We start from the raw sequence: 23,465 nt of genomic DNA, 5'->3' as shown, positions 1-23,465 counted from the left end.
ACGGCCGGTGGGGCACTGTCCCACCGGCCGTTACCGTGAGGGCGTGGACGCCATCGACGACAGCCGACAGATTCCGCTCCCCGCCACCTTCAACTTCCGCGACGCCGGCGGCTACCTCGGGCGCGGCGGCCGACCCGTACGCCGTGGCCGGCTCTACCGCTCCGACTCGTTGCACCGCCTCACCGAACAGGACCGCGACGCGTTCGTCGCGATCGGCGTCCGCACCGTCATCGACCTGCGCCGCCCCACCGAGGTGGAGCGGGACGGCCGGGTGCCGGCATACGAGGGGCTGACCTACCGGCACATCCACCCGGAGCACGACGACTGGGCGGGCGTACCGCACGAGGAGGGCGCGAGCCTGGCCCGGTACCTCGCGGACCGGTACGCCGACCTGGCCCAGACCGGCACCGCCGGGCTGGCCGAGGCGGTCGGGCTGATCGCCGACTCCGCCAACGCCCCGGTGGTCGTGCACTGCGTGGCCGGCAAGGACCGCACCGGCATCGTCTGCGCGTTGACCCTCGCCGTGCTCGGCGTCGACGACGCGGACATCACAGCGGACTACGCGTTGAGCAGCGAGGCGTCGGCCCGGTACAGCGCCTGGCTGGCCTCCATCAACACGGACGGAGTGGAGGTGCCGGCACCGTTCCTGGCCTCACCCGCCGAGGCGATGCAGATCTTCCTGGACGAGCTGCGCGCGGGGCACGGCTCGGTCGAGGCGTACCTGCGCCACGCCGGGGTGACCGACGAGCAGTTCGCCGCGCTCCGCGACCACCTGCTCGACCAGCCCACCAAGGCGCAGCCCACCGACACGTAGGTCCGACTGCGCCGGCCCGTCCGGGTGGACGGGCCGGCGCAGCGACGGAGATCAGAAGACCCGCTGCACCCAGCCGTGCGGGTCGGCCGCCTTGCCCCGCTGGATGTCGACCAACTGCTGACGCAGGGCCATGGTGACCTGACCGGGCTCGCCACCACCGATCAGGAACTCACCGTCCGGGAAGCGAACCCCACCGATCGGGGTGACCACCGCGGCGGTGCCGCAGGCGAACACCTCCCGAAGGCGACCGCTCGCGGCGTCGGCCTGCCAGTCGGCGAAGCTGACCGGCCGCTCCTCGACCTGGTGTCCGGCCGCGCCGGCCAGCGCGAGGACGGCGTCGCGGGTGATGCCCGGCAGGATCGTGCCGGTCAACGGTGGGGTGACCACAGTGCCGTCGTCGTAGACGAAGAAGACGTTCATGCCGCCCAGTTCGTCGACGAACCGGCGCTCCACCGCGTCCAGGAAGACGACCTGGTCGCAGCCGGCCTCGATGGCCTCCGCCTGGGCGGCGAGCGACGCGGCGTAGTTGCCGCCGCACTTGGCCGCGCCGGTGCCACCGGGCGCGGCCCGGGTGTAGTCCGGAGAGACCCAGACGGTGACCGGCTTGACGCCACCGGTGAAGTACGCCCCGACCGGTGAGGCGATCACCATGTAGAGGTACTCGTTGGCCGGGCGGACGCCCAGGAAGACCTCGCTGGCGAACATGAACGGCCGCAGGTAGAGGCTGCCGTCCTCGCCGGTGGGGATCCACTCCCGGTCGATCTCGATGAGCTTGTGCAGCGAGTCGACGAACACCTCCGGCGGCAGCACCGGCATCGCCATCCGCTGTGCGGAGGTGGCGAAGCGGGCCGCGTTGGCGTCCGGCCGGAACATCGTCACGCCACCGTCGGCCGTGCGGTACGCCTTGAGCCCTTCGAAGATCTCCTGCGCGTAGTGCAGCACCGCGCTGGCCGGGTCCATCGGAATCGGGGCACGGGCTTCCACCCGGGCGTCGTACCAGCCCTTGCCGTCGGCGTAGCGGACCGTGACCATGTGGTCGGTGAAGACCCTGCCGAACCCGGGATTGGTCAGCAGCGCGGCCCGATCGGCGGCGGATACCGGCGCGAGATTCGGACGGATCTCGAAGTCGAGCTTGTCACCACCGCTCATCGCGCTGACCTCCCTGCGGAACAACGGCATGCGGGACCGCACACCGACATGGCTGTGCCAGAAACTTACCCCGAACGGTCGTTCAGCGGGTAGCGCCGGTCGGGGCACCCGTGGCAGACCGGCCTCAGGGCCGGTCGCCACTCGGGCCGGGGTGATCAGGCTACGGCGTGGGCGGCGAGCCGGTCGCCGACCTCTTCGGTACGCAGCGTCACGCCCGGTACGCGGCTGGCCAGCTCGGCGGCGACCGCCGCGTTGACCCGAGCGGCCGACTCACTGTGCCCGAGCTGCTCCAGCAGCAACGCGGCGGAGAGCACCGCGGCGACCGGGTCGGCGATGCCCTGCCCGGCGATGTCCGGCGCCGAGCCGTGCACCGGCTCGAACATCGAGGGGTACGCCCCCTCGGGGTTGATGCAGCCGCTGGCGGCCAGCCCGATGCCACCGGTGACGGCCGCGGCGATGTCGGTGAGGATGTCGCCGAAGAGGTTGTCGGTGACCACCACGTCGTAGCGCTGCGGCTGGGTGACCAGGAACATGGCTGCCGCGTCGACGTGCTGGTACTCGGTCTCGATGTCCGGGTGCTCGGCGGCGACCACGTCGAACGTACGCGCCCAGAGCGACCCGGCGTGGGTGAGCACGTTGGTCTTGTGCACGAGGGTGACCTTGCGCCGCTCCCGGCGGCCGGCGCGGGCGAACGCGTCGCGGATCACCCGCTCCACGCCGTGCCGGGTGTTCAGGCTCTCCTCGGTGGCGACCTCGGCCGGGGTGTCCCGGTGCAGGGAACCACCGGCGCCGGCGTAGAGCCCCTCGGTGCCCTCGCGCACCACCACGAGGTCGACCTCGCCCGGCTTCACGTTGGCCAGCGGGCCGGCGACCCCGGGCCAGAGCCGGGACGGGCGCAGGTTGACGTACTGGTCGAAGGCGAAACGGAGCTTGAGCAGCAACCCTCGCTCCAGCACCCCCGGCGGGACCGTCGGGTCACCGACCGCGCCGAGCAGGATCGCGTCGTGCCCGGCCAGCTCGGTCAGCACCGAGTCGGGCAGCACCTCTCCGGTACGGTGCCAGCGGGCGGCTCCGAGGTCGTACTCGGTGGCCTGCACGTCGGGCAGCACCGCGTCGAGGACCTTGCGGGCCTGCGCGACCACCTCGGGCCCGATGCCGTCCCCGGCCACCACCGCGATCCGCGCCACGACCGCACTCCTCTGCTCGACGGTTCCGTTCGGGCAACGGTACGTCGCCGTCCCGCCTCCCGGTACGCTGCGTCCACAATTTGGGATGCGCGAATGCACAGCACCCTCTCAGCTGGGACTCATGGGGCGGTCATCTCCGCTGCCTACGGTAGTGCTCAGTGGGTCGCGGGGGCCCGCTGACCAACGGGGTCGCGATGACGCGGCGCCATGTGCGAGGGGGCAGATGCGATGCGCATCGACGAGCAGCCACGGACCCGCTGGCCGGACCCGTCCGCGTTCCGCAACCGCCGGCCGGACCTCCGACTCGGCAGCCGCCGGCACCGGATCGACCCGGCCGCCGCCACCGAGGGCCGGATCGCTGTGCAGCACACCGTACGCACCGCGACCGCCGAGTACACACTGCTGCTCAACGCCCCCGAGTGGCTCGGCCGCCGAGGCGTGGGCGAGGCGCTGCGGGACAGCGTCGCCGAGCTACGCGCCATCGACCTCACCTACGGCCCCAACCGGCCGGAGAGCCTGGTCTCCCGGCTGCGACGAGACGAGATCAGCCCGGAGTCGTACCCGCCGCTCGCCGATCTGGTGGACCGTTGCGCCGCGATGCGCGCGGCCACCGACGGGTGGTTCGACGCCTGGGCGGTGCCCGGCGGCTTCGACCCGGGCGGCCTGCTCGGCGGCTGGGCGGTGGAACGCGCCGCCGAGCGACTGCGCGCCGCCGGCATCCACGACTACGCCGTACTCGCCGGCGCCGACCTCGTCGTCCGGGGCCGAGCGCCGCACGGCGGACCCTGGCGGGTGGCGGTGCACCACCCGACCGCACCCGAGCGCGCGCCGCTGGTGCTGGAGATGACCGCCGGCGCGATCGGCACCTCCGGGGTGACCGGGCGGCAGGGGCACGTGGTGGACCCGCACACCGGCGAGCCGGCCGATCACCTCGTCGCCGCCACAGTGGTGGGCCCCGACCTGGCGATCGCCGACGCCTACGCCACAGCGCTCTACGCCGCCGGCCCCACCGGCCTGGCGTGGTTCCGGGGCAACTCCGACTATCGCGCGCTCTTCGCACACCGTCGCTGAGCCGGTCGGGCCCGGCCCCCACGGTCTCGGCAACGACCGTGAGGGCCGGTCAGCGACGAGTGCGCGTGGCTCGCACAACCGAGGGGTGCGGACCGGTCGGGCCGGACGTCGACCGCGCCACCCGAAGACGGGCCGGCGCCTCGAACTCGGCCAGTGACCGCAGTGCGTACGCTAGCGAATCGACGCAACTCGACGCAAGAGTCTCCACACCGGACCGTCGTGACCGGAGCACGCGGTGATCGGTGGTTGACCGGCGGCGAGGCAGTTTCGACATGGTGAACGGCGGATGGCACGCTATCCGCCGTGAGTTTCGATCTGAGCGTGTGGGCCCTGGAGGACGGGGCGACGCCCGAGGACGTGCGGACAGCGGTCAACGGTTGCCGGCAGGGGCGGCACGTGGATCGCTACCCCGATCCACGGGTGGTCAGCTTCTACCGGGCGATCACCGCCTCCTATCCGGACCGTCACCCCGGCCCGAACAGCCCGTGGGCGGTGGCGCCGCTGCACGCGGCCCACGACCACGTCGAGCTGAACCTGCACCCGACCTGCGCGGACCAGGTGCTGCTGGACATCGAGCGGCTGGCCGGCGAGCACGGGCTGATGCTCTTCGACCCGCAGGACGGCTCGGTCTACCCGCCGCCGGCGCGGCTGCCCGGCTGACCTGACCGGCGGCACGGACGGGAAATGACGAGGGGCCCGGCGAATCGCCAGGCCCCCCACGGTGCTTGTCGTCTACTACTCGTCGCGCAGGTCGGCGGCGCTGGCCGCCGTGGCGCCGATCGAGTCGGCGGCCGAGGTGAGCAGGTCGGCGCCGAGCGCCTGGTCGACGGTGAGCGTCATCAGCGTCTCACCGCCCGCCTCCCGACGGGCCACCTGCATGGCGGCGATGTTGATGCCCGCCTCGCCGAGCAGGGTACCGACAGTGCCGACCACACCGGGCCGGTCGGCGTAGCGCAGGAAGAGCAGGATGCCCTCCGCGCCGATCTCCACGTCGAAGCCGTCCACCTCGGTCAGCTTCAGCACGTCCCGGGCGCCGGAGTGGGTGACAGTGCCGGAGACACTGACCGTCCGGCCGTCCGGCAGCGCGCCGCGCACCGTGACCAGGGTCGGCTGCTCGGCCGTCTCGGCCAGCGTGGCAAGGGTGACCTCGACGCCGCGCTCGGCGGCCAGGTGCGGGGCGTTGACGTAGGTGACCTGCTCCTCGACCACGGAGCTGAACAGGCCCTTGGTGGCGGCGAGCTTGAGCACCGACACGTCGTGGCTGACGATCTCACCGCGGACCTCGACAGTGACGCTGGCGGCGACCCCGCCGGCGACCGCGGTGAACGCCCGACCGAGCTTCTCCGCCAACGGCAGCAGCGGCCGAACGTCCTCGGCGACCACGCCGCCGGCCTGCACGTTCACCGCGTCCGGAACGAACTCGCCCTGCAACGCCAGCTTGACGCTCTTGGCCACGGCGAGACCGGCCTTGTCCTGCGCCTCGTGGGTGGAGGCGCCCAGGTGCGGGGTGGCCACCACGTTGTCGAAGGCGAACAGCGGCGACGAGGTGCACGGCTCCTTGCTGTACACGTCGACGCCGGCGCCGGCGACCCGCCCCTCGGCGATCGCGTCCGCGAGCGCCTGCTCGTCGACCAGCCCGCCACGGGCGGCGTTGATGATGCGAACGCCGGGCTTGACGAGCGCCAGCTCCTTCTCACCGATCAGGCCCACCGTCTCCGGCGTCTTCGGCAGGTGGATGGAGATGAAGTCGCTCTCCCGCAGCAGCTCCTCCAGGCCGACCAGGCGGACGCCGAGCTGCGCCGCACGGGCCGGCTGGATGTACGGGTCGTACGCGATCAGCCGGGTGCCGAACGCGGCGATGCGCTGAGCGAAGAGCACCCCGATACGACCGAGACCGACCACGCCGACCGTCTTGCCCTGCACCTCGACGCCGGTGTACTTCGACCGCTTCCACTCCCCCGCCTTGAGCGCGGAACTGGCGCTGGCGGTGTTACGGGCGACGGCGAGCAGCAGCGCGACGGCCTGCTCGGCGGCGGAGACGATGTTCGAGGTGGGCGCGTTGACGACCATGACGCCCCGCGCGGTGGCGGCCGGCACCTCGACGTTGTCCAGCCCGACGCCCGCCCGGGCGACCACCTTGAGTCGCGGCGCTGCGGCGACCGCCTCGGCGTCGATCTGGGTCGCGCTGCGCACGATGACGGCGTCGGCCTCGGAGAGCGCCGAGAGCAGGGCCGGACGGTCGGTGCCGTCGACGTGACGGACGTCGAAGTCGTGGGCGAGCACCTCGATGGCGGCGGGGGCGAGTTCTTCGGCGATCAGTACGACAGGATTCATCGGTCCTCGTAGAGGTCGTGTTTGCGATCGGCCCGGGCGGCGGGGCGCCGCACTGCGCCCTGCGCTGATCCGTGCCGTGGCCGTCAGGTGCCGGCTGCTGCACCTACAGGCGATCGTAGGGGCCTCGCTGGTCGGCGTGTTCCGGTCTTCGGGGTGAGTGCCCTCACACGCCCGGTCGGGCGACGGACATCGGCCGTTCACCGCACCGACACGGTTGCTCCGGCCGGGCCGAGCACTGGCGGCGTCGGTCACCCGGTCACTTCGGGAGAGCCGTGGCGCACGAGCACTGCCGCCCGACGTATCGACGGGCGGCAGCATGCCGGGCAGCCCCGGGGCGGCGCTGGGGAGAGCGCCGGCCCAGGGGCTGTCGGTGGATCGTCGTTCGGACGGGTCAGGCGGTCTCGGTAATCGGGCGGTCGACCCAGCTCATCATGCCGCGCAGCTTCTTGCCGGTCTCCTCGATCGGGTGCGCCGCACCCTCGGCCTGCCACTTGGTGAAGTTGGGCCGGCCGGCCTCGTCCTCGGCGACCCACTCGCGGGCGAACTCGCCGGACTGGATCTCACCCAGGATCTTGCGCATCTCGTCCTTGACCCGGGAGTCGATGATGCGCGAGCCGCGGGAGAGGTCGCCGTACTCGGCGGTGTCGGAGATGCTGTAACGCATCTTCGCGATGCCGCCCTCGTACATGAGGTCGACGATCAGCTTCAGCTCGTGCAGGCACTCGAAGTAGGCGACCTCCGGGGCGTAGCCCGCCTCGGTGAGCACCTCGAAACCGGTCTGCACCAGCGCCGAGGCGCCGCCGCAGAGCACCGCCTGCTCGCCGAAGAGGTCGGTCTCGGTCTCCTCGGTGAAGGTGGTCTTGATCGCGCCGGCCCGGGTGCCGCCGATCCCCTTGGCGTACGCGAGGGCGAGCGCGAGCGCGTTGCCGCTGGCGTCCTGCTCGACGGCGACGAGACAGGGCACGCCCTTGCCGTCGCTGTACTGGCGGCGGACCAGGTGGCCGGGGCCCTTGGGCGCGACCATCGCCACGTCCACCTCGGCCGGCGGCTTGATCAGGCCGTACCGGATGTTGAAGCCGTGGCCGAAGAAGATCGCCTTGCCGGGGGCGAGGTGCGGGGCGATCGACTCCGCGTAGATCCCGCGCTGGGCGGTGTCCGGTGCGAGCACCATGATCACATCGGCCTCGGCGGCGGCCTGTGCGGCCGTGACCACCCGCAGGCCCTGCTCCTCAGCCTTGGGACGGCTCTTCGAGCCTTCCGGCAGACCGATCACCACGTCGACGCCGGAGTCACGCAGCGACAGCGCGTGGGCGTGGCCCTGGCTGCCGTAACCGATCACCGCGACCTTCTTGGCCTGGATCAGGCCGAGGTCGGCATCGTCGTCGTAGTACACCTCAACGCTCATGAGAACTTCCCTTTCGTACGACGGCCGGGGCGGCCCGTCGTGGTCTGTGCGGATGAATTCGCCGGACGGTCGGCCGAGGGCCGACCGGCGGGTCAGGCGGCCCGCAGCGCGGGACCGGCGGTGATCGAACGCGAGCCGCGCCCGATGGCCACCAGCCCGGACTGGACCATTTCCTTGATGCCGAAGGCCTCGAGGTCGCGGAGCAGCGCGTCGAGCTTGTCCGGGGTGCCGGTGGCCTCGATGGTCAGCGTGTCCGGTGCGACGTCGACCACCCGGGCGCGGAACAGGTTGACGGTCTCCAGCACCTGCGATCGCGCGGACCGGTCGGCGCGAACCTTCACCAGCAGCAGCTCTCGGGCGACCGAGACCTGCGGATCCAGCTCAACGATCTTGAGCACGTTGACCAGCTTGTTCAACTGCTTGGTGACCTGCTCCAGCGGGGACGACTCCGCGTTGACCACGATGGTGATCCGCGAGACGTCCGGGTTCTCGGTCTCGCCGACGGCGAGGCTGTCGATGTTGAACCCGCGCCGGGAGAACAGGCCGGAGACCCGGGCGAGCACGCCCGGCTTGTTCTCCACCAGCACGGACAGCGTATGCATGGTCATTAAATGTCATCCTCGTCGAAGACCGGGCGGACGCCACGGGCGAACATGATCTCGTCGTTGCTGGTGCCGGCGGCGACCATCGGCCAGACCATCGCGTCCTTGCCGACCACGAAGTCGATCACCACGGGCGCGTCGTTGATCTCCATGGCGGCGGCGATGGTCTTGTCGACGTCATCGGCGCTCTCGCACCGCAGCCCGACGCAGCCCAGGGCCTCGGCGAGCTTGACGAAGTCGGGGATGCGGTGCTTGTGGGTGCCGAGCTCGGTGTTGGAGTAGCGCTCGTTGTAGAAGAGCGTCTGCCACTGCCGGACCATGCCGAGATTGCCGTTGTTGATGACGGCGATCTTGACTGGGATGCCCTCCAACGCGCAGGTGGCCAACTCCTGGTTGGTCATCTGGAAGCAGCCGTCCCCGTCCACCGCCCAGACCACGGTGTCCGGCTTGCCGACCTTGGCGCCCATCGCCGCCGGCACCGCGTAGCCCATCGTGCCGAGGCCGCCGGAATTCAACCACGTGTACGGCTTTTCGTAGGAGATGAACTGCGACGCCCACATCTGGTGCTGGCCGACCCCGGCCACGAAGATCGCGTCCGGGCCGACGATCTCGCCCAGCCGCTTGATCACGTACTGCGGGGACAGGGTCCCGTCGACCGGCTCGTCGTAGCCCAGCGGGTAACGGTTGCGCAGGTCGTTGAGCTGCGTCCACCAGTCACCGAGGTCGGCGGTGCGCCCCGCCGACCGCTCGGCCGTCACCGCGGTGATCAGCTCGTCGATGACGTGCTTGGCGTCGCCGACGATCGGCACGTCCACGTGCCGGTTCTTGCCGATCTCGGCGGGGTCGATGTCCGCGTGGACCACTGCCGCGTCCGGGGCGAACGAGTCCAGTTTGCCGGTGACCCGGTCGTCGAAGCGTGCGCCCAGCGCGACGATCAGATCAGCCTTCTGCAGGCCGTAGACCGCGGCGACCGTGCCGTGCATGCCGGGCATCCCCAGGTGCTGCTGGTGCGAGTCGGGGAACGCGCCGAGCGCCATCAGCGTGGTGACGACCGGGATGCCGGTCAGCTCGGCCAGCCGGCGCAGCCCGTCGGTGGCACCGGCCTTGAGCACCCCGCCACCCACGTAGAGCACCGGCCGTCGGGCTGCGGCCATCAGCCGCGCCGCCTCCCGGATCTGCTTGCCGTGCGGGTGCAGGGTTGGCCGGTAGCCGGGCAGGTCCAGGGTGGGCGGCCAGGAGAAGGTGGTCGACGCCTGGAGCACGTCCTTGGGGATGTCGACGAGCACCGGGCCGGGTCGCCCGCTGCTGGCCAGGTGGAACGCCTCGGCCAGCACCCGGGGGATCTCCTCGGCGTTCTGCACGAGGAAGTTGTGCTTGGTGATCGGCAGGGTGATGCCCTGGATGTCCGCTTCCTGGAAGCCGTCGGTGCCGATCAACGGGCTGGCCACCTGCCCGGTGATCGCCACCATCGCCACCGAGTCCATGTACGCGTCCGCGATCGGGGTGACCAGGTTCGTCGCGCCCGGGCCGGAGGTGGCGATGCAGACGCCGACCTTGCCGGTGGCCTGCGCGTAGCCGGTCGCCGCGTGCCCCGCGCCCTGCTCGTGCCGCACCAGGATGTGCCGGACCGTCGAGTCGTAGAGCGGGTCGTACGCCGGCAGGATCGCGCCGCCCGGAATGCCGAAGACGACGTCGACCTCGAGCGCCTCCAGGGACCGCACGAGCGAGCCGGCCCCGGAGATCGGGGTCGCGGCGGCGGGCCGTACCGCCGGAGCGGCCGGAGTGGCCGTGCGCGTGGCGGCCTGGTCGACGTCGAGGGTCGGGTCGGCAGCCGCGCGGGCCCGGCGGGCGGTGTGGGCGAGGGTCTCGGGCGTGGGTCTCGTCATGGCGGTTCTGGCCTTCGGCTGGAGTGGCTGGTGGCTAGTCAAGCGATGCGACGCGGGCGCGGCCCGCCTCGCCAGGTTCCGATGGCAATAAAAACGGCCCTCGTGCAGATGCACGGGGCCAGCGCACTCTCGGTGAGGGAGAGTGCGCTCAGGTAAGTACTCGCAGCGACCGGTACGACGACATGCGGCTAAGCCTGACGCATCTCACGCGATGAGTCAACTGATCCCACATGTTGGTTAACGGAGGTCGGCGCGTCGGCCGGCGACGCGCCATCGGCAGGTGGGGTGAGCTGCCCGGACCCGCCCGGAGCGCGGCGTGGCGCGGGCACCGGAGCGGGACGCGCGCCCGGGGACGTGGCTGCCTCCAGCATCGCCTCCAGGTGCTCGGCCGGCACCCCCCAGCCGAAGAGCGCGCCCTGGCCGAAGCGGCAACCGGCGGCCACCACCGCTGCCAACTCGGTCGGGGTGGTCACCCCCTCGGCGATCACCTCCAGGCCCAACTGGTGGCCCAGGCGCATGACGATGTCGACCATCGGGGCGAACGCCGGGCCGTCCTGGCCGACCGGATGGACCGGCTCGTGCTCGGCGACCAGGCTGTGATCGATCTTGAGGATGTCGATCGGCAACCGGCGCAGCTGCCCCAGCGACGAGTAGCCGGCCCCGAAGTCGTCCAGCGCGATCCGGACACCGGTCAACCGCAGCGCGGTGAGCCGTCGGATCAGCTCGTCCAGGTCGGTGGCGACCGCGTGCTCGGTGACCTCCAGCACCAGCCGCTGCGGCGGCACGTGGTGGGCGCGCAGCGCCTCGGCGACCTGGACCACGTACGCCGGGGCGTGCAGCTCGCGCGGGGAGACGTTTACCGACACCCACACGTCGTGCCCGTCCGCCAGCCACCGGGAGAGCTGGTAGCAGGCCTGATGCAGCACCCAGGCACCGAGCGGGGCGATCATGCCGCACTCCTCGGCGAGCGGGATGAACTCGTCCGGACGCACGTTGCCCAGCTCAGGATGGTGCCAGCGGAGCAGCGCCTCGGCGCCGACCGGCCGCACCGACGGCAGCGACGCCACCGGCTGGAACGCCAACCGCAGCTCGTCGCGGTCGATGGCCCCGCGCAGCTCGTGCTCCACCGTCGTACGCCGGCGCAGCAGTTTGTCGTACGCGGCGTCGTACCGCTCGATCCGGTTCTTGCCACGCTGCTTGGCGTAGCGCAGTGCCAGGTCGGCGTGGCGCAGCAGCAGCTCCACGTCCGGCTCGTCGGCCCAGTCGGCCACCCCGATGCTCACCGATAGGAAGACCGGCCCCTCCGGCTGGTCGTAGGGGCGGTTGAGCACCCCGAGGAGCCGTTCGGCGACCCGGTCCGCCTCGACCGGCCGGCCCTGCATGAGGACGGCGAACTCGTCGCCACCCAGCCGGGCGGCCACGTCGCCGGGGCGCAGGTTGCCGCGCAGCCGCCGGCCCACCTCGGCCAGCACGGCGTCGCCCACGTCGTGGCCCCGCATGTCGTTGACGTTCTTGAAGCCGTCCAGGTCCAGACCGAGCAGCACACACGGGTTGTGGTCGGCGGCGTTGCGGTGCAGCGCCCGGAGCAGCCCGCGCCGGTTGGCCAGCGACGTCAGCGGGTCGGTGTGCGCCAGCTCCCGGAAGTGCGCCTCCCGCTCGGCCAGGCGGCTCGCGTACCCCCGGACGTCGCGCAGGGTGAGGTACTGCCGTGCCACCAGGGCGAAGCCCTCCACGCTGCCGGCCACGATGCCCGCCGCGGTGAACCGGCCGTCCTGGGCGAGGTGGTACATCGCCGAGGCGGCCATCGCCAGCATCGGGGCGATCGCGTACTCGCCGTCGCTGCCGACCAGGTCCAGGTCGATCTGCCCCGGCCGGTCGGCCCGGTACACGGCGAGCGCGACGATCAGCAGACCAGCGGCGAGCACCGCCGCTCCGGTCAGCGCCATTGTCGGCCCGGCCTGGCAGAGCCCGGCGCTGAGACCCAGCCCACCGCAGGTCACCGCGCTGATGCCGGCGCCCAGCGCGGCGAGCCGTCGACGTGGCGCGGCGGCCCGGAAGACGACGATCACGACGAGCCCGGCACCGAGCGCGGCACTCACAGTGGCCACCAGAATCGCCGGGCAGGCCATCGGGGTGGCGGCACCGAGCAACCGGGTGGGCTCGGAGAAGAGCACCCAACCGACGAACCACAGCGCCGCCGCCATGACCAACCCGTCCAGGGCGAGCCGGGTCGTTCCGGCAGCCGTGGCGGCCACCCCGGGCAGCCGGAGCAGACCAGCGGCGAAGGCCAGCCCGCTCACCGCAGTGCCGATCGCCACCGCTGTCGCCCAACCGGTGCGCTGCCCCTGCTCGTGGGCCCAGTGGTCGTTCGCGCTGAGCGCGGCGACCACCCCGGCCAGGAGGCTGAGCACTGCAACACCGGCGGCCGCCGCGAGCAGCACGTGTGCCGGTCGACGCGGCACCGTCCGCCGCCGGGCGACGACGGTCAGCAGCACGGTGGCCACCGCGGCGACGAGCCCGCTGAGCGCCGCGACAGCGACCATGCCCGGTGGAAAATGCACGCCTCCAAGAGTGCCGGATGGGCGCACGTCATGGGGGGCTGGGTGTGCATCTGTTGGGACACGGCAGATACCGGGGTGGGCCGACGCGCCGACGGTGTCATGCTGGTATGCATGCCTGAGCTGCGGTCGAGGACTTCCACACACGGTCGGACGATGGCCGGCGCCCGGGCCCTCTGGCGGGCCACCGGGATGACCGACGACGATTTCGGCAAGCCGATCGTCGCCATCGCCAACAGTTTCACCCAGTTCGTGCCTGGTCACGTACACCTCAAGGACATGGGTGGCCTGGTCGCCGACGCGGTCGCCGAGGCCGGTGGGGTGGGCCGGGAGTTCAACACCATCGCTGTCGACGACGGCATCGCGATGGGCCACGGCGGCATGCTCTACTCGCTGCCCAGCCGTGAGCTGATCGCCGACGCGGTCGAATACATGGTCAACGCGCACTGCGCGGACGCCCTGGTCTGCATCTCCAACTGCGACAAGATCACCCCCGGGATGCTGCTGGCCGCGTTGCGGCTCAACATCCCGACCGTCTTCGTCTCCGGCGGCCCGATGGAGGCCGGCAAGACGATGGCGATCGAGGGCGTCGTGCACAGCAAGATCGACCTGATCGACGCGATGATCGCCTCCTCGAACGAGGCGGTCACCGACGAGCAGCTCGGTGAGATCGAACGCTCCGCCTGCCCGACCTGCGGCTCCTGCTCCGGCATGTTCACCGCCAACTCGATGAACTGCCTCACCGAGGCGATCGGGCTCGCGCTGCCCGGCAACGGTTCCACGCTGGCCACCCACGCCGCCCGCCGGTCGCTCTTCGTCGAGGCCGGCCGGACCATCGTGGAGATCTCCAAGCGGTGGTACGACGGCGACGACGACTCGGTGCTGCCGCGTACGGTCGCCTCCAAGGCCGCCTTCGAGAACGCTGTCGCCCTGGACGTGGCGATGGGCGGGTCCACCAACACGGTGCTGCACCTGCTCGCCGCCGCCCGCGAGGCGGAGATGGACTTCGGCGTCACCGACATCGACGCGATCTCCCGGCGGGTGCCGTGCCTGGCCAAGGTCGCGCCGAACTCGCCGAACTACCACATGGAGGACGTGCACCGGGCCGGCGGCATCCCGGCGATCCTCGGCGAACTGGACCGGGCCGGGCAGCTCAACCGGGACGTGTGGGCCGTGCACTCCCCCTCGCTGGCACAGTGGCTGACCGACTGGGACGTGCGCGGTGGCTCGCCGACGCCGACGGCGGTCGAGCTGTTCCACGCGGCTCCCGGTGGGGTGCGTACCGTCGAACCGTTCTCCACCACCAACCGGTGGTCGTCGCTGGACACCGACGCGGCCGGCGGCTGCATCAGGGACCGCGAGCACGCCTACTCCGCCGACGGCGGGCTGGCCATCCTGCACGGCAACCTGGCACCCGAGGGCAGCGTGGTGAAGACCGCCGGCGTGCCCGACGACTGCCTGACCTTCCGTGGCCCGGCGAAGGTCTACGAGTCGCAGGACGACGCGGTGACAGCGATCCTCGCCAAGCAGGTGGTCGCCGGGGACGTCGTGGTGATCCGCTACGAGGGGCCCAAGGGCGGCCCCGGCATGCAGGAGATGCTCTACCCCACCTCGTTCCTCAAGGGGCGCGGGCTGGGCCGCTCCTGTGCGCTGCTCACCGACGGCCGTTTCTCCGGCGGCACCTCCGGGCTCTCCATCGGGCACGTCTCCCCCGAGGCGGCCTCCGGCGGGCTGATCGCCCTGGTCCGCGACGGCGACGAGGTCGTCATCGACATCCCGGGCCGGTCGATCGAGCTGAACGTGCCGGCCGAGGAGCTGGAGGCACGACGGGTGGCCGAAGAGAAGCGCGACAAGCCGTACACCCCGACCGATCGGCAGCGGCCGGTGTCGGCGGCGCTGCGCGCGTACGCCTCGATGGCCACCTCGGCCAGCGACGGCGCATACCGCCGCGTCCCGGAGTAACCGTCCGGCCCTGCCCGCACCGCCGACATCCGTTGCTGTCGGGGTATCCCGTCCACCCGGATACCCCGACAGCAACGATCGCGTCTCGATCAGGGGTGGATCGGCGAGAACGCGGTGCCCCCGAATCGACCACGTGGGCTAGCGTGTCGTCGGCCCACTGGGAATCGCCCCAGGGTCCTACGGGGAAGAGGCACGCGCGTGTCGCTCTGGAAAAGGACCGCGGTGACAGCGGTGTCGGCGCTCACCGTGTTCGCTGTCTCGGCCTGCGACGTGGCATCCGGGTCGTCCGAGACGCCGAAACAACCCAGCGCCCTGGAGTTGCTCACCAGCGATCCCAAGGGGGCGCTGCAGAAGACGGCCGAGGTCACCGACAGGGCCGATTCGGTGACGCTGATGATGCTGGGCACCGCGGGCGACGAGAAGATCTCGATGCAGGGCGTCCTGGACCCTGGCGACCCGGTCAAGGCCGAGATGACGATGGCGAACTCCAGGGGCACCATGAACACCGTCCGGATGATCGGCGCGGTCTTCTACGTCGAGATGCCGGCGGAGAGCCGCGCGAGCATGGGCGGCAAGCGCTGGTTGAGGCTTGACCCGACCACCGACGGCGACCAGGCTGGGCTGGATCTGACCAGGCAGTTCGACGACGTCGATCCGACCAGGCAGGTCAAGAGGCTGCTCGCCACCGAGGGCACGAGGGTGGTCGGGCAGGAGACGGTGAACGGGGTGGTCGCTGTCCACTACACCGTCACCACCCCCGTGGCGACCTACCTGGGCCAACTCGATGCCAAGCTGCGGGCAGGCGTCAAGAAGCAGATGACCACGGGGGGCGTCCGGGAAGTCACCGTCGACCTGTGGGTCGACGAGCAGTACCGACCCCGTCGGGCGGGCCTAGACATGGGCGCGTACGGCCACCTGGTGACCGACTACACCGACTACGGCGACGCAGTGCCCGTCGAGACGCCGCCGCTGGCGGAGATCGCCGACCTCGCCGAACTGCCCAAGGGCATCAAAGGTCTGACCACCGGTAGCTGACCGGTACCGACGCACGGGATCGGCGCTGCGCTGTCGGGGTATCCCATCGACCTGGATACCCCGACAGCAACGATCGCGTGGCGATCAGCGCACGACGAGGACCCACTGGGCGAATCGGCAAAAACGCGGTGCCCCCGAATCGATCAGGTGGGCTAGCGTGTCGTCGGTCTACTGGGGATCGTCCCAGATTCCTACGGGGGAAGGCGTGTACGTGTCATTTTGGAAGAAGCCGGCTCTGGTGGCGGTCTCGACGCTCACCGCGCTCGCCGTCTCCGCCTGCGGTGTGACGTCCGGAGCCTCCGAGGCGCCGAAGCAGCCCAGCGTCCTGGAGTTGCTGGCCAGTGATCTCAAGGGGTCGCTGCTGAAGGCGGCCGAGGCGACCGACAAGACCGAGTCGGTGACAGTGACGATGACGGGCACGATGGGCGGCGAGAAGATCTCGATGCGGGGTTTCCTGGACCTGGGTGACCCGCTCAAGGCCGAGATGAAGATGACCAACAGCAAGGGTGCCACGACCGTCCGGATGATCGGTGCCGTGATCTTCACCGAGATTCCAGCGGAGGGCCGCACGGCTACGGGCGGAAAGCGTTGGATGAAGATGGACCTGACCGGTCTGAGCGAGATGGCAGGCACGGGCTTCAGCAAGCAGCTCGAGGACATGGACCCGGTCAAGCAGGTCAAGACGCTGCTCGCCATCGAGGGCACGACGGTGGTCGGCCAGGAGACGGTGGATGGGGTGCCAACGGTGCACTACACCGTCACCACTCCCGTGGCGACCTACCTCAAGCAGATCGACGCCATGCGCCGCGACGCCACGGAGGAGACGCTGGCCACGCAGGGCGTCAAGGAGCTGAAGATCGACCTGTGGGTCGACGAGCAGTATCGGCCGCGTCGGGCGGGCATGGTCATGGGCAAGATGGGCGACATGGTGATCGACTACACCGACTACGGCAAGGCCGTGACCGTCGAGACCCCGCCGCCAGCGGAGACCGCCGACTTCGCCGAGATGCTCAAGGGCCTGACCGCCGACAGCTGACCAGAACTGGATTGCTGCCCGGCCGGCGCGGAGAGGCGCCGGCCGGGCAGTGCCGTATCCGCCCGCTCGTCGCGCCCGACTGACAGCCGATTCGGGGTCAGCCGAGGTCGCGCAGGTCGGGAGCTTCGGCGATGAGGCGTACGCCGTCGCCGTCGTGTCGGTGCGCGGTGCAGCCGGCGCGGGTGAAGCGAACGGTGACCACCCTCCCGGCGTGCTGGGCCGCCAGGCGTAGCAGTTCCGGCTCGGGATCGGCGACGTCCCACGGCCCCGAGCCGGGCACCGGGATGGACACCGTCGGGTCGGTTGGGGCGGCCCCGGCTACGGCGTCGGTCAGGCACTCGACGCACCAGGAGAGCGCGGCGGCCAGGCTCGGCCGGTAGGGGAAGTCGTCGGGGCGGACAGGTGCGTCAAGCGGCTTCACCTCGACCGACCAGCGCAGTCCGTCGGCCAGCAGTGGGTCTGCGGCGTTGTGCCGCAGGTCGCAAACGGCCACCACGAGGGCCAGGTCGAGGCCGAGGGCGAGCCGCAGCAGCTCGGCCAGCGGTGGCGCGTCGGGAGGCGTCGCCACCACGATCAGACGGCCGGCCGGAGTACCCCGCCCTGCGCTGCGGACATGCTCCCCGACCGGGTCGGCCCCGGCCCAGGGCAGTGTGACGTAGCCGTCGCGGAGGTCCTTGCCGATCTGCTGCCCGCAGTCGGCGTCGGCCAGGTCGTCGGGCCGCGCGCCGAGCACGGCCGCCCAGGAGCCCAGCCGGTAACGGTCCGGAAGCTGGACGACGGGCCTGCCGCCCGGTTGGGTGGCGACCAGCGGGGCAACCTCGGGCGTACCGGCCTGCCAGGCCAGGTGCACCACCCGGTGCCGCAGGTCGGTGACGGTGACCAGCACGGTCTGATGCAGGCGCTGGGTGTCGCCGCAGGTGAAGCAGTGCAGCGCGGATGGGCGCAGGCCGGCGCCGCAGCAGTGCGGGCAGTCGGGGTCGGCGGCGCGACCGCCGAGCCGGCAGTCGCAGGCGCGTAGCCGGCTGTGTGGTCGGCAGTCCGGGCACTGCCGCCAGTCGACGGGTTCACCCAGCCAGGGCGGGTCGGGCGGTTCGTAGCCGCGGCTGACCGGCACCAGCACGCGGCGGACGACCTGGCCGGTGGGCTGCTCCGCGAGGGTCTCCACTGGCTCGCCGGCGCGCAGAGTCGTGTGCCACCAGCGGCCGTTGCGCCACAGGGCCTGCGCGCCAGGCAACTCGCCCCCGTCCAGGCCGACGCAGTCAGCGAGGACCCGGCGTTCGAGTTGGTCGACGTCCACGGCCGGGGCGGCGGGTGGGCGCGGCGAGTCGGGGCGAAGCAGCCGGGCGGGAGCGGCCAGGCCGCGCTCGGCAAGCCCGCTGAGCGCCATGGCCACGTCGGTGCAGGCCAACACCTCCGGCAGGTCCCGGCACCAGCCGGGCGACCCGAGCGGCACCGGGGAGCCGGGCACCTCGTGCCGGATGGCCCAGCAGAACCCCGCGCCCTGCCGGCGGGCCTCGACGACCAGGTCGAGCAGCAGCAGGTCGGCCAGCGCGCACAGCCGGGCCAGCCGTGCGGCCGGGTCGACGGTCGCCGGGGCGGTGGATCGGCCCAGCACCAGCCGCCAGGGGGCGTGATCGGCCCGCAGGATGGCGTGGGCCTCCAACTCGTGCCGCAGCGCTGCGGGCAGGTCGGGCCGCCACTGCCGGTCCAGCCACAGCGAAGGCGCGTCGGCCTCATCCAGGACCGCGCCGACGGTGGCGGCGAGTTCGCGTACCCGGGAGGCAAGGTCGACCATCCAGTGGCCCGCCGGGTCGCGGTGGGGGTCGAGGCCGCCGGGCACGACCTGGCGGGACGTGACAGCGCCGGTGTCCAGGTTGGCGACGGTGACCACGAGCTGCGCCCGCCGCCGGCCGCGCCGGCCGCAGCGATAACAGGGGTACGCGACGCTGCCCGCGCCGCGACACTGCTCGCAGCTCCGGTACGCCTCCCGGCGCGGCCCGAGCACGTCGGCGTCGGCGAGGAACCGGTCACCGTAGGTGGTGCACCGGCAAGGCTCCAGCGTGAAGGTCATCCCGTCGCAGTCCGGGCAGACGACGACGGGCGCGGCGGTCACCGACACCGCCGGGCCGCGCAGTCACCGTCGTGTTCCACCCGCCGCACGCACCGCCGACCGCCGTCGAGCGGCAGGTCGCAGAAGACCCGATGGCGTACGCCCTGCGCGTCCTCGGCCGACACGGTGGTCTCACCGGCGTCCACTTCGGTGAGGAAGGTCAGGGAGCGGGCCAGGGTGCCGGCGAAGTGTTGGGCGGCCGGCAGGTCGGCGGCGGTGAACGGCAGGTGCGCCACCCAGCGGGCGCTCATCGGCGGGCCGCCAGATCCTCGCGGGCCCGCCGTGACTGCCAGCACCTCAGCGCATCCTTGATCCGCTCGGTCTCCCGCCGGCTGCTGCCCAGCGCCGCGTACACCTCGGCGAGATCGTGGGCGACGCGGTCGAGGAACTCGGCGACCTCCAGGGCGTCCACGCCACGCCGGCCACGGCGGGTGAACCGGCGCCCGCGGACCTGCCAGGGCTTCAGGGGTACGTAGTTGGCCGCCCGATAGGGCGCCGGCCGGGGTGGCTCGGCCCGGAGATGACGGAGAAACGCGCGCACGACAGTGCCCTCTCGGCAGGTGACCCTGGAGGCGACGTCGCCCGAGCAGCATCGCTCAGGCGGCGTCGCCCACCCCATCGCCGTAGCTTGTTCAGCGGTACAGCAGCGGAGTGCTGCCCAAAGCAGACCGGGTGTCAGCGGACTGCGATAGACAACAGGGGTTAACCCGCTGCTGTTAACCCCTGCCACTTGGAATAGGGACACGATCACGGCAAGCTGAACCTGCCACCATCGATCGGCGGGGGGCTATGGCAAATCACCTGCGTCGCGCTCGTCTTGCCAGGGGTTGGTCCCAGGCAAGGCTGGTCCATGAGATCGAGCAGTACGGCCGCCGACGCATGGTCTCGATCGCTTCCACCAACAGCCTTGGGGTATACGTCTCCGAATGGGAGAACGACCGACGGAAGATCTCAAGCAGTTACGCGGCCATCCTGCGGAGCCTCCTCGGCACGACCGATGACGAACTATTTTCCGATAGCGTGCCGGTTGACGACGACGGGAACGGTTACGCACGACTGGTCGAACAACTCGATGCCTCGCACTCGGTCGGTCAATCGATGGTGCACACCCTTCGGCATCAGACGGAACTCCTTCGCACCATGGACCGTCAGCTCGGGGCGGCGCAGTTTGTCGACCAGATGCAGAGCCATCTGTCCCGTCTTCAGGAGAGCCTGTCATTTACCGTACTGCCATCTACCAGGCAACCGCTCGCCCGCGCTCTGGCAGAAGCCGCATCGCTCGCGGCGTGGCAGGCCCTCGATGTCGGAGCGGCGGATCGCGCCTGGCGCCACTACGAACTGGCGAAGAGCGCCGCACGGGAGGCTGACGACCCGCTTCACCTCGCCCATGCCATGGGCGAGCAGGCATACGTCCTGGCCGATGCCGGTCGACCGGAGCTGGGGGCGCAGCTCGTGCAGGAAGCACAGGCTTACGGAGGAAGTCGGTTGTCGCCTCGACTGTCGTCCTGGTTGGCCGCCGCCGAAGCAGAGCTGTGGGCGCTCAGCCGACGCCCGGACGACTGCCGCCACTCCCTCGACCGAGCGAGCCGACATCTCTCAGGCGTCACAGGAGTGCGCGACCCCAATCTGCCAGGGATTTTCCTCGACGAAACTCACCTCCGCCGATGGCGGGGACATTCGCTGGCGCTGCTGGGCGACCCTCGGTCTATCGACGAGCTGTCGGCGGCTTTGGGCGCGATGGACGACACCTTCGTGCGAGCCGCAGCGGGAATGCGCTGCGATCTTGCGCAGGCGCATTTGGTTCGGGGAGAAAGTGAGGAGGCCCGCTCTCATCTACGGGAAGCAGGCTCGCTGGTGAACCTGACCGGATCTGTGCGATACCGACGCCGGATAGATCGGATCAAGGGCTTGACGGATTGGGCGTCAGGCCAGCAATGACGTGCAGGATGGCGACCAAGGTCCCCGACCCCGCCAACTCGCCGCGCGCCATCAGGTCCGGCATGTCACTCAGCGGCACCCACTCGACGCGACCGGCCTCTTCCGCGTCCGTTGGCGGGCCGACATAAGTGGCTCCACGCCCAACGAAGATCTCATGTGGCGAGTCGACCATGCCGATCATCGGCTGGTAGGCGACCACCCGGGTCAGAGAGGAGGGCCGCCAGCCGGTTTCCTCCTCCGCTTCCCGGCTTGCCGCCGCTACCGCCTCCTCGCCCGGTTCGACGATGCCGCCGGGCAGTTCCCATCTCGTTTCACCGGGAATGAATCGGTAGCGCCGCAACATCAGAACTCGATCGTGCTCGTCGAGCACGGCGACGACGGCGACACGATCCAGCCGAACGACATGGTGGGCGAAGGGTTCGAGTCCTGGCGGCTCCACGTCGACCAGATCAAGTCGCAGCCAACGGTCCTCATACACCGTCCGCTCGCCCAGAATCCGCCATGGCCCCGGCTCGCCCGTCGTGTTCTCGTGCACCCCGTGAAGCTACCGTCGCCCGCTACACCGGACATCCCATCTGTATCGGCAGCATCTGATCTTGACTCGTGGATGCAGGGCTGCGTGCCGACTCCCTGTCGGATAGTGTCCGTCCGACCACGCAAACGTGAACCGTTAGCGCGATCGGAAGACGGAGGCGGCATGGCCAGCATCGAGGAAGTCAAGGCGGCACTGATGCAGGCCGCCGAGCAGGGCAACGCCACCATCAACCAGATCCGGGCCGCCGCCGACAACACAGAACAGATGCTGGCCCGGCTACGCGCAATCTCCGCCGGCACCGGGCACCCGACCATTGCAGAAGCCATCGCCCGAGGCGAGCAGAGCAAGCAGCGCCTGGCCGAAGCGATGGCCCTGGTGCAGGGCAGCTCGGAGGCGGCACGCCGCTACATCAGCGTTCTCGGCTGAGCATCGGCCACAGCGATGAGCGTTGGCGAGGTCAAAGCGTCCCTTCGCACGGCCATCGAAGCTGCCCGTCAGGGACGTCGGGTGTTCGACCAGGCCGCTTCCGACGCGGAGGCGGCGACCCGGATGGCAAACGCCGTCCTGCAGGGCAGCCGGAACGAGGATGTAACGAAAGCCCGGCAGGCGCTTGCCGCAGCCGGGGCAGAGGTCGAACCGACCCGCCGCCGCTTCGACAACACCGCCAAACACGCAAACACCTACCTCACCCGACTCGGATGAGCGGCAGCATCGCCGAGTTGGTCGCGCAGCTTCTCGCCGTACACGGAAAGCTCGACACCGCCGCCGTCACGGCGCTGCGCGCCCGGACGGATGCGGAACAGGCCCTGGCACACCTGGCCGAGGCACAGCGGGGCAGCGCGGACCGGGGTTTGAACGCGGCAGTCGCCGACGCCAAGGTCGCCCGCGACAAAGCCGGCCGCTACGCCCGCCTCCTGGCCGAGGCTGCCCGACACATCACCGGATATGTCAACACCATCGCTCCCGGTGCCGCCCCTACCGAATCGGCTGGGGACAACGCCTCCCCGGGCGGGGAACGTTTGCTGACCGAGGCCGAAAGGCGTGGGCGCCGGGCAGACATCGCTTGGCGCAAACAGGTCCAGAAGGCCGACAACACCGAGGACAGCCTGAAGAACGCCGAGACCAACGCCAAAGCGGTCTTCAAGTTCTTCAAGCAACAGCAGGACGGCGCCACAAGCGGCACGACGAGTCCCCAACCCACGCCGGCTCACGAACGTCCGCAGGTCGACAACCCGGTGACCGCAGTAGTGATGGCGGCCGGCGCGTTGGCGGTGACCGCGAAGGCCGTATGGAACCATGGCAAAGCTCGACGAGCGAGGAAGCGAGACGAAGATGATCAGGCCTGAGCTGCCGGAGTACATCCGGACGATGGTGCGCGGAGATCACGCCGCCAACGATGCGGTTGAGACAAGGCTTGACGCCGAAGGGTGGGACGGGCTTCCTCGCTTCCTCGCAGCGGTCTTCTTCCTCGCAGTCGATCGTCGCTTCGGCGAAACCACCGGGCGTTCTGAGGTCATCACATTCGTCGGTGGCCTCCGAGCAGGGCTCGCTGACGGTGGACCAGAGATCGACGCTGAGGCCGCTGAGACCCTGATCATGTCGATCATCGATCCGTCGATCGAGTACTCGATCAGTCAGGAGATGATCGGTCGCATCCAGGCGGCCACAGTGCAGAAGATCCTGACGGAGGAGAACCCGACGGACGACGAGCTGGATGCCATCCTCGCCGAGGCAGTCAACCTCTCCTCACGGGCCTGAGGCGCGCAGCTTCGGCACTGACGGCATGACGCCGTGATCAAAAGCGCCGCCAGCGGCAAGGCTGGCCTGCGTCGGCCCTTTGTGC

Annotated in this window: 22 protein-coding genes; 11 read left to right on the top strand and 11 right to left on the bottom strand. The window is 70.7% G+C overall.

All coding sequences use genetic code 11. The features are described 5' to 3' along the window. Window positions 1–7: 7 nt before the first annotated feature. Window positions 8–814: a tyrosine-protein phosphatase gene (locus PSH03_RS31790; RefSeq protein ID WP_238691274.1), complete on the top strand. Its 807-nt coding sequence runs from the start codon at window positions 8–10 to the stop codon at window positions 812–814. Window positions 815–865: 51 nt separating this feature from the next. On the opposite strand, the gene PSH03_RS31785 is transcribed toward PSH03_RS31790, so the two are convergent. Together PSH03_RS31785 and PSH03_RS31780 are read right to left on the bottom strand one after the other, a co-directional pair. After that, on the bottom strand, window positions 866–1,963 hold the full coding sequence (locus tag PSH03_RS31785; protein WP_210781113.1) for a branched-chain amino acid aminotransferase: 1,098 nt from the start codon (window positions 1,961–1,963) through the stop codon (window positions 866–868). Between the two features lie 155 nt (window positions 1,964–2,118). Continuing rightward, the gene (locus PSH03_RS31780; RefSeq protein WP_210781112.1) at window positions 2,119–3,150 is read right to left on the bottom strand and encodes a 3-isopropylmalate dehydrogenase; all 1,032 of its coding nucleotides are present in this window, start codon (window positions 3,148–3,150) and stop codon (window positions 2,119–2,121) included. Between the two features lie 228 nt (window positions 3,151–3,378). Between PSH03_RS31780 and PSH03_RS31775 the strand changes: the two genes are divergently transcribed. Both PSH03_RS31775 and PSH03_RS31770 read left to right on the top strand, forming a co-directional pair. After that, a complete protein-coding gene (locus PSH03_RS31775; protein WP_238691273.1) occupies window positions 3,379–4,221 on the top strand; it encodes an FAD:protein FMN transferase in 843 nt (280 codons plus the stop codon). A gap of 303 nt (window positions 4,222–4,524) precedes the next feature. Then, window positions 4,525–4,881: a hypothetical protein gene (locus PSH03_RS31770; RefSeq protein WP_091393184.1), complete on the top strand. Its 357-nt coding sequence runs from the start codon at window positions 4,525–4,527 to the stop codon at window positions 4,879–4,881. A gap of 75 nt (window positions 4,882–4,956) precedes the next feature. On the opposite strand, the gene serA is transcribed toward PSH03_RS31770, so the two are convergent. The 5 genes from serA to PSH03_RS31745 all read right to left on the bottom strand — a co-directional run bounded on the left by serA (window position 4,957) and on the right by PSH03_RS31745 (window position 12,991). Then, a complete protein-coding gene (serA, locus tag PSH03_RS31765) occupies window positions 4,957–6,555 on the bottom strand; it encodes a phosphoglycerate dehydrogenase (protein WP_210781110.1) in 1,599 nt (532 codons plus the stop codon). Window positions 6,556–6,946: 391 nt separating this feature from the next. Next, on the bottom strand, window positions 6,947–7,960 hold the full coding sequence (gene ilvC / locus PSH03_RS31760; RefSeq protein WP_238691272.1) for a ketol-acid reductoisomerase: 1,014 nt from the start codon (window positions 7,958–7,960) through the stop codon (window positions 6,947–6,949). A gap of 92 nt (window positions 7,961–8,052) precedes the next feature. Then, window positions 8,053–8,568, bottom strand: a complete 516-nt coding sequence (ilvN, locus tag PSH03_RS31755) for an acetolactate synthase small subunit (RefSeq protein WP_088946549.1) — start codon at window positions 8,566–8,568, stop codon at window positions 8,053–8,055. Beyond that, complete coding sequence (locus PSH03_RS31750) at window positions 8,568–10,448, bottom strand: acetolactate synthase large subunit (RefSeq protein ID WP_238691271.1); 1,881 nt, start codon at window positions 10,446–10,448, stop codon at window positions 8,568–8,570. Before PSH03_RS31750 ends, ilvN begins: the two co-directional genes overlap by 1 nt. Before the next feature lie 188 nt (window positions 10,449–10,636). After that, a complete protein-coding gene (locus tag PSH03_RS31745) occupies window positions 10,637–12,991 on the bottom strand; it encodes a putative bifunctional diguanylate cyclase/phosphodiesterase (protein ID WP_247668844.1) in 2,355 nt (784 codons plus the stop codon). Window positions 12,992–13,120: 129 nt separating this feature from the next. Between PSH03_RS31745 and ilvD the strand changes: the two genes are divergently transcribed. The 3 genes from ilvD (at window position 13,121) to PSH03_RS31730 (ending at window position 17,039) form a co-directional block, all read left to right on the top strand. Further along, window positions 13,121–14,968: a dihydroxy-acid dehydratase gene (ilvD, locus tag PSH03_RS31740; protein ID WP_210781107.1), complete on the top strand. Its 1,848-nt coding sequence runs from the start codon at window positions 13,121–13,123 to the stop codon at window positions 14,966–14,968. A gap of 222 nt (window positions 14,969–15,190) precedes the next feature. After that, window positions 15,191–16,003, top strand: a complete 813-nt coding sequence (locus PSH03_RS31735; RefSeq protein ID WP_238691270.1) for an SCO4651 family lipoprotein — start codon at window positions 15,191–15,193, stop codon at window positions 16,001–16,003. 211 nt (window positions 16,004–16,214) lie between these two features. Next, window positions 16,215–17,039, top strand: a complete 825-nt coding sequence (locus PSH03_RS31730; RefSeq protein WP_238691269.1) for an SCO4651 family lipoprotein — start codon at window positions 16,215–16,217, stop codon at window positions 17,037–17,039. Window positions 17,040–17,136: 97 nt separating this feature from the next. Here PSH03_RS31730 and PSH03_RS31725 read toward each other — a convergent pair whose 3' ends face one another. Genes PSH03_RS31725 through PSH03_RS31715 form a run of 3 tightly spaced genes read right to left on the bottom strand, consistent with a single transcriptional unit; the run spans window position 17,137 to window position 19,690 of the window. Further along, on the bottom strand, window positions 17,137–19,152 hold the full coding sequence (locus PSH03_RS31725; RefSeq protein ID WP_238691268.1) for a hypothetical protein: 2,016 nt from the start codon (window positions 19,150–19,152) through the stop codon (window positions 17,137–17,139). After that, window positions 19,149–19,400 (bottom strand): hypothetical protein, encoded by a 252-nt coding sequence (locus PSH03_RS31720; protein ID WP_204943698.1) that lies wholly within the window; start codon window positions 19,398–19,400, stop codon window positions 19,149–19,151. Before PSH03_RS31720 ends, PSH03_RS31725 begins: the two co-directional genes overlap by 4 nt. Then, on the bottom strand, window positions 19,397–19,690 hold the full coding sequence (locus PSH03_RS31715; protein ID WP_238691267.1) for a DivIVA domain-containing protein: 294 nt from the start codon (window positions 19,688–19,690) through the stop codon (window positions 19,397–19,399). The genes PSH03_RS31720 and PSH03_RS31715 overlap by 4 nt, the downstream gene beginning before the upstream one ends. A 338-nt stretch (window positions 19,691–20,028) precedes the next feature. On the opposite strand from PSH03_RS31715, the gene PSH03_RS31710 reads away from it, so the two are divergent. Beyond that, window positions 20,029–21,087 (top strand): NsdA family TPR-like regulatory protein, encoded by a 1,059-nt coding sequence (locus PSH03_RS31710; protein ID WP_238691266.1) that lies wholly within the window; start codon window positions 20,029–20,031, stop codon window positions 21,085–21,087. Here PSH03_RS31710 and PSH03_RS31705 read toward each other — a convergent pair. Next, window positions 21,050–21,622 (bottom strand): NUDIX domain-containing protein, encoded by a 573-nt coding sequence (locus PSH03_RS31705; protein ID WP_238691265.1) that lies wholly within the window; start codon window positions 21,620–21,622, stop codon window positions 21,050–21,052. The two genes, PSH03_RS31710 and PSH03_RS31705, sit on opposite strands and share 38 nt — an antisense overlap. Window positions 21,623–21,784: 162 nt before the next feature. On the opposite strand from PSH03_RS31705, the gene PSH03_RS31700 reads away from it, so the two are divergent. From PSH03_RS31700 to PSH03_RS31685, 4 genes are read left to right on the top strand one after another with little or no spacing between them, the layout of a single operon-like run. After that, window positions 21,785–22,048: a hypothetical protein gene (locus PSH03_RS31700; RefSeq protein WP_141908162.1), complete on the top strand. Its 264-nt coding sequence runs from the start codon at window positions 21,785–21,787 to the stop codon at window positions 22,046–22,048. Between the two features lie 15 nt (window positions 22,049–22,063). Further along, window positions 22,064–22,324: a hypothetical protein gene (locus PSH03_RS31695; RefSeq protein ID WP_238691264.1), complete on the top strand. Its 261-nt coding sequence runs from the start codon at window positions 22,064–22,066 to the stop codon at window positions 22,322–22,324. After that, window positions 22,321–22,968 (top strand): hypothetical protein, encoded by a 648-nt coding sequence (locus PSH03_RS31690; RefSeq protein WP_238691263.1) that lies wholly within the window; start codon window positions 22,321–22,323, stop codon window positions 22,966–22,968. Before PSH03_RS31695 ends, PSH03_RS31690 begins: the two co-directional genes overlap by 4 nt. Further along, window positions 22,919–23,380: a hypothetical protein gene (locus PSH03_RS31685; protein ID WP_238691262.1), complete on the top strand. Its 462-nt coding sequence runs from the start codon at window positions 22,919–22,921 to the stop codon at window positions 23,378–23,380. Before PSH03_RS31690 ends, PSH03_RS31685 begins: the two co-directional genes overlap by 50 nt. Window positions 23,381–23,465 lie beyond the last annotated feature (85 nt).

Origin of the sequence: Micromonospora salmantinae, from assembly GCF_022230905.1 — a bacterium.
Taxonomy (GTDB): domain Bacteria; phylum Actinomycetota; class Actinomycetes; order Mycobacteriales; family Micromonosporaceae; genus Micromonospora; species Micromonospora salmantinae.
This window is presented reverse-complemented; position numbering and strand designations above follow the sequence as displayed.

Excerpts from the sequence above, each read along its gene's own strand:
- PSH03_RS31690 (WP_238691263.1), top strand. The coding sequence starts at position 22,321 with ATGAGCGGCAGCATCGCCGAGTTGGTCGCGCAGCTTCTCGCCGTACAC.
- PSH03_RS31695 (WP_238691264.1), top strand. The coding sequence starts at position 22,064 with ATGAGCGTTGGCGAGGTCAAAGCGTCCCTTCGCACGGCCATCGAAGCT.
- PSH03_RS31710 (WP_238691266.1), top strand. The coding sequence starts at position 20,029 with ATGGTCTCGATCGCTTCCACCAACAGCCTTGGGGTATACGTCTCCGAA.
- PSH03_RS31775 (WP_238691273.1), top strand. The coding sequence starts at position 3,379 with ATGCGCATCGACGAGCAGCCACGGACCCGCTGGCCGGACCCGTCCGCG.
- ilvC (WP_238691272.1), bottom strand. The coding sequence starts at position 7,960 with ATGAGCGTTGAGGTGTACTACGACGACGATGCCGACCTCGGCCTGATC.
- serA (WP_210781110.1), bottom strand. The coding sequence starts at position 6,555 with ATGAATCCTGTCGTACTGATCGCCGAAGAACTCGCCCCCGCCGCCATC.
- PSH03_RS31745 (WP_247668844.1), bottom strand. The coding sequence starts at position 12,991 with ATGGTCGCTGTCGCGGCGCTCAGCGGGCTCGTCGCCGCGGTGGCCACC.
- PSH03_RS31685 (WP_238691262.1), top strand. The coding sequence starts at position 22,919 with ATGGCAAAGCTCGACGAGCGAGGAAGCGAGACGAAGATGATCAGGCCT.
- PSH03_RS31750 (WP_238691271.1), bottom strand. The coding sequence starts at position 10,448 with ATGACGAGACCCACGCCCGAGACCCTCGCCCACACCGCCCGCCGGGCC.
- PSH03_RS31720 (WP_204943698.1), bottom strand. The coding sequence starts at position 19,400 with ATGAGCGCCCGCTGGGTGGCGCACCTGCCGTTCACCGCCGCCGACCTG.
- PSH03_RS31700 (WP_141908162.1), top strand. The coding sequence starts at position 21,785 with ATGGCCAGCATCGAGGAAGTCAAGGCGGCACTGATGCAGGCCGCCGAG.
- PSH03_RS31785 (WP_210781113.1), bottom strand. The coding sequence starts at position 1,963 with ATGAGCGGTGGTGACAAGCTCGACTTCGAGATCCGTCCGAATCTCGCG.
- ilvD (WP_210781107.1), top strand. The coding sequence starts at position 13,121 with ATGCCTGAGCTGCGGTCGAGGACTTCCACACACGGTCGGACGATGGCC.
- ilvN (WP_088946549.1), bottom strand. The coding sequence starts at position 8,568 with ATGACCATGCATACGCTGTCCGTGCTGGTGGAGAACAAGCCGGGCGTG.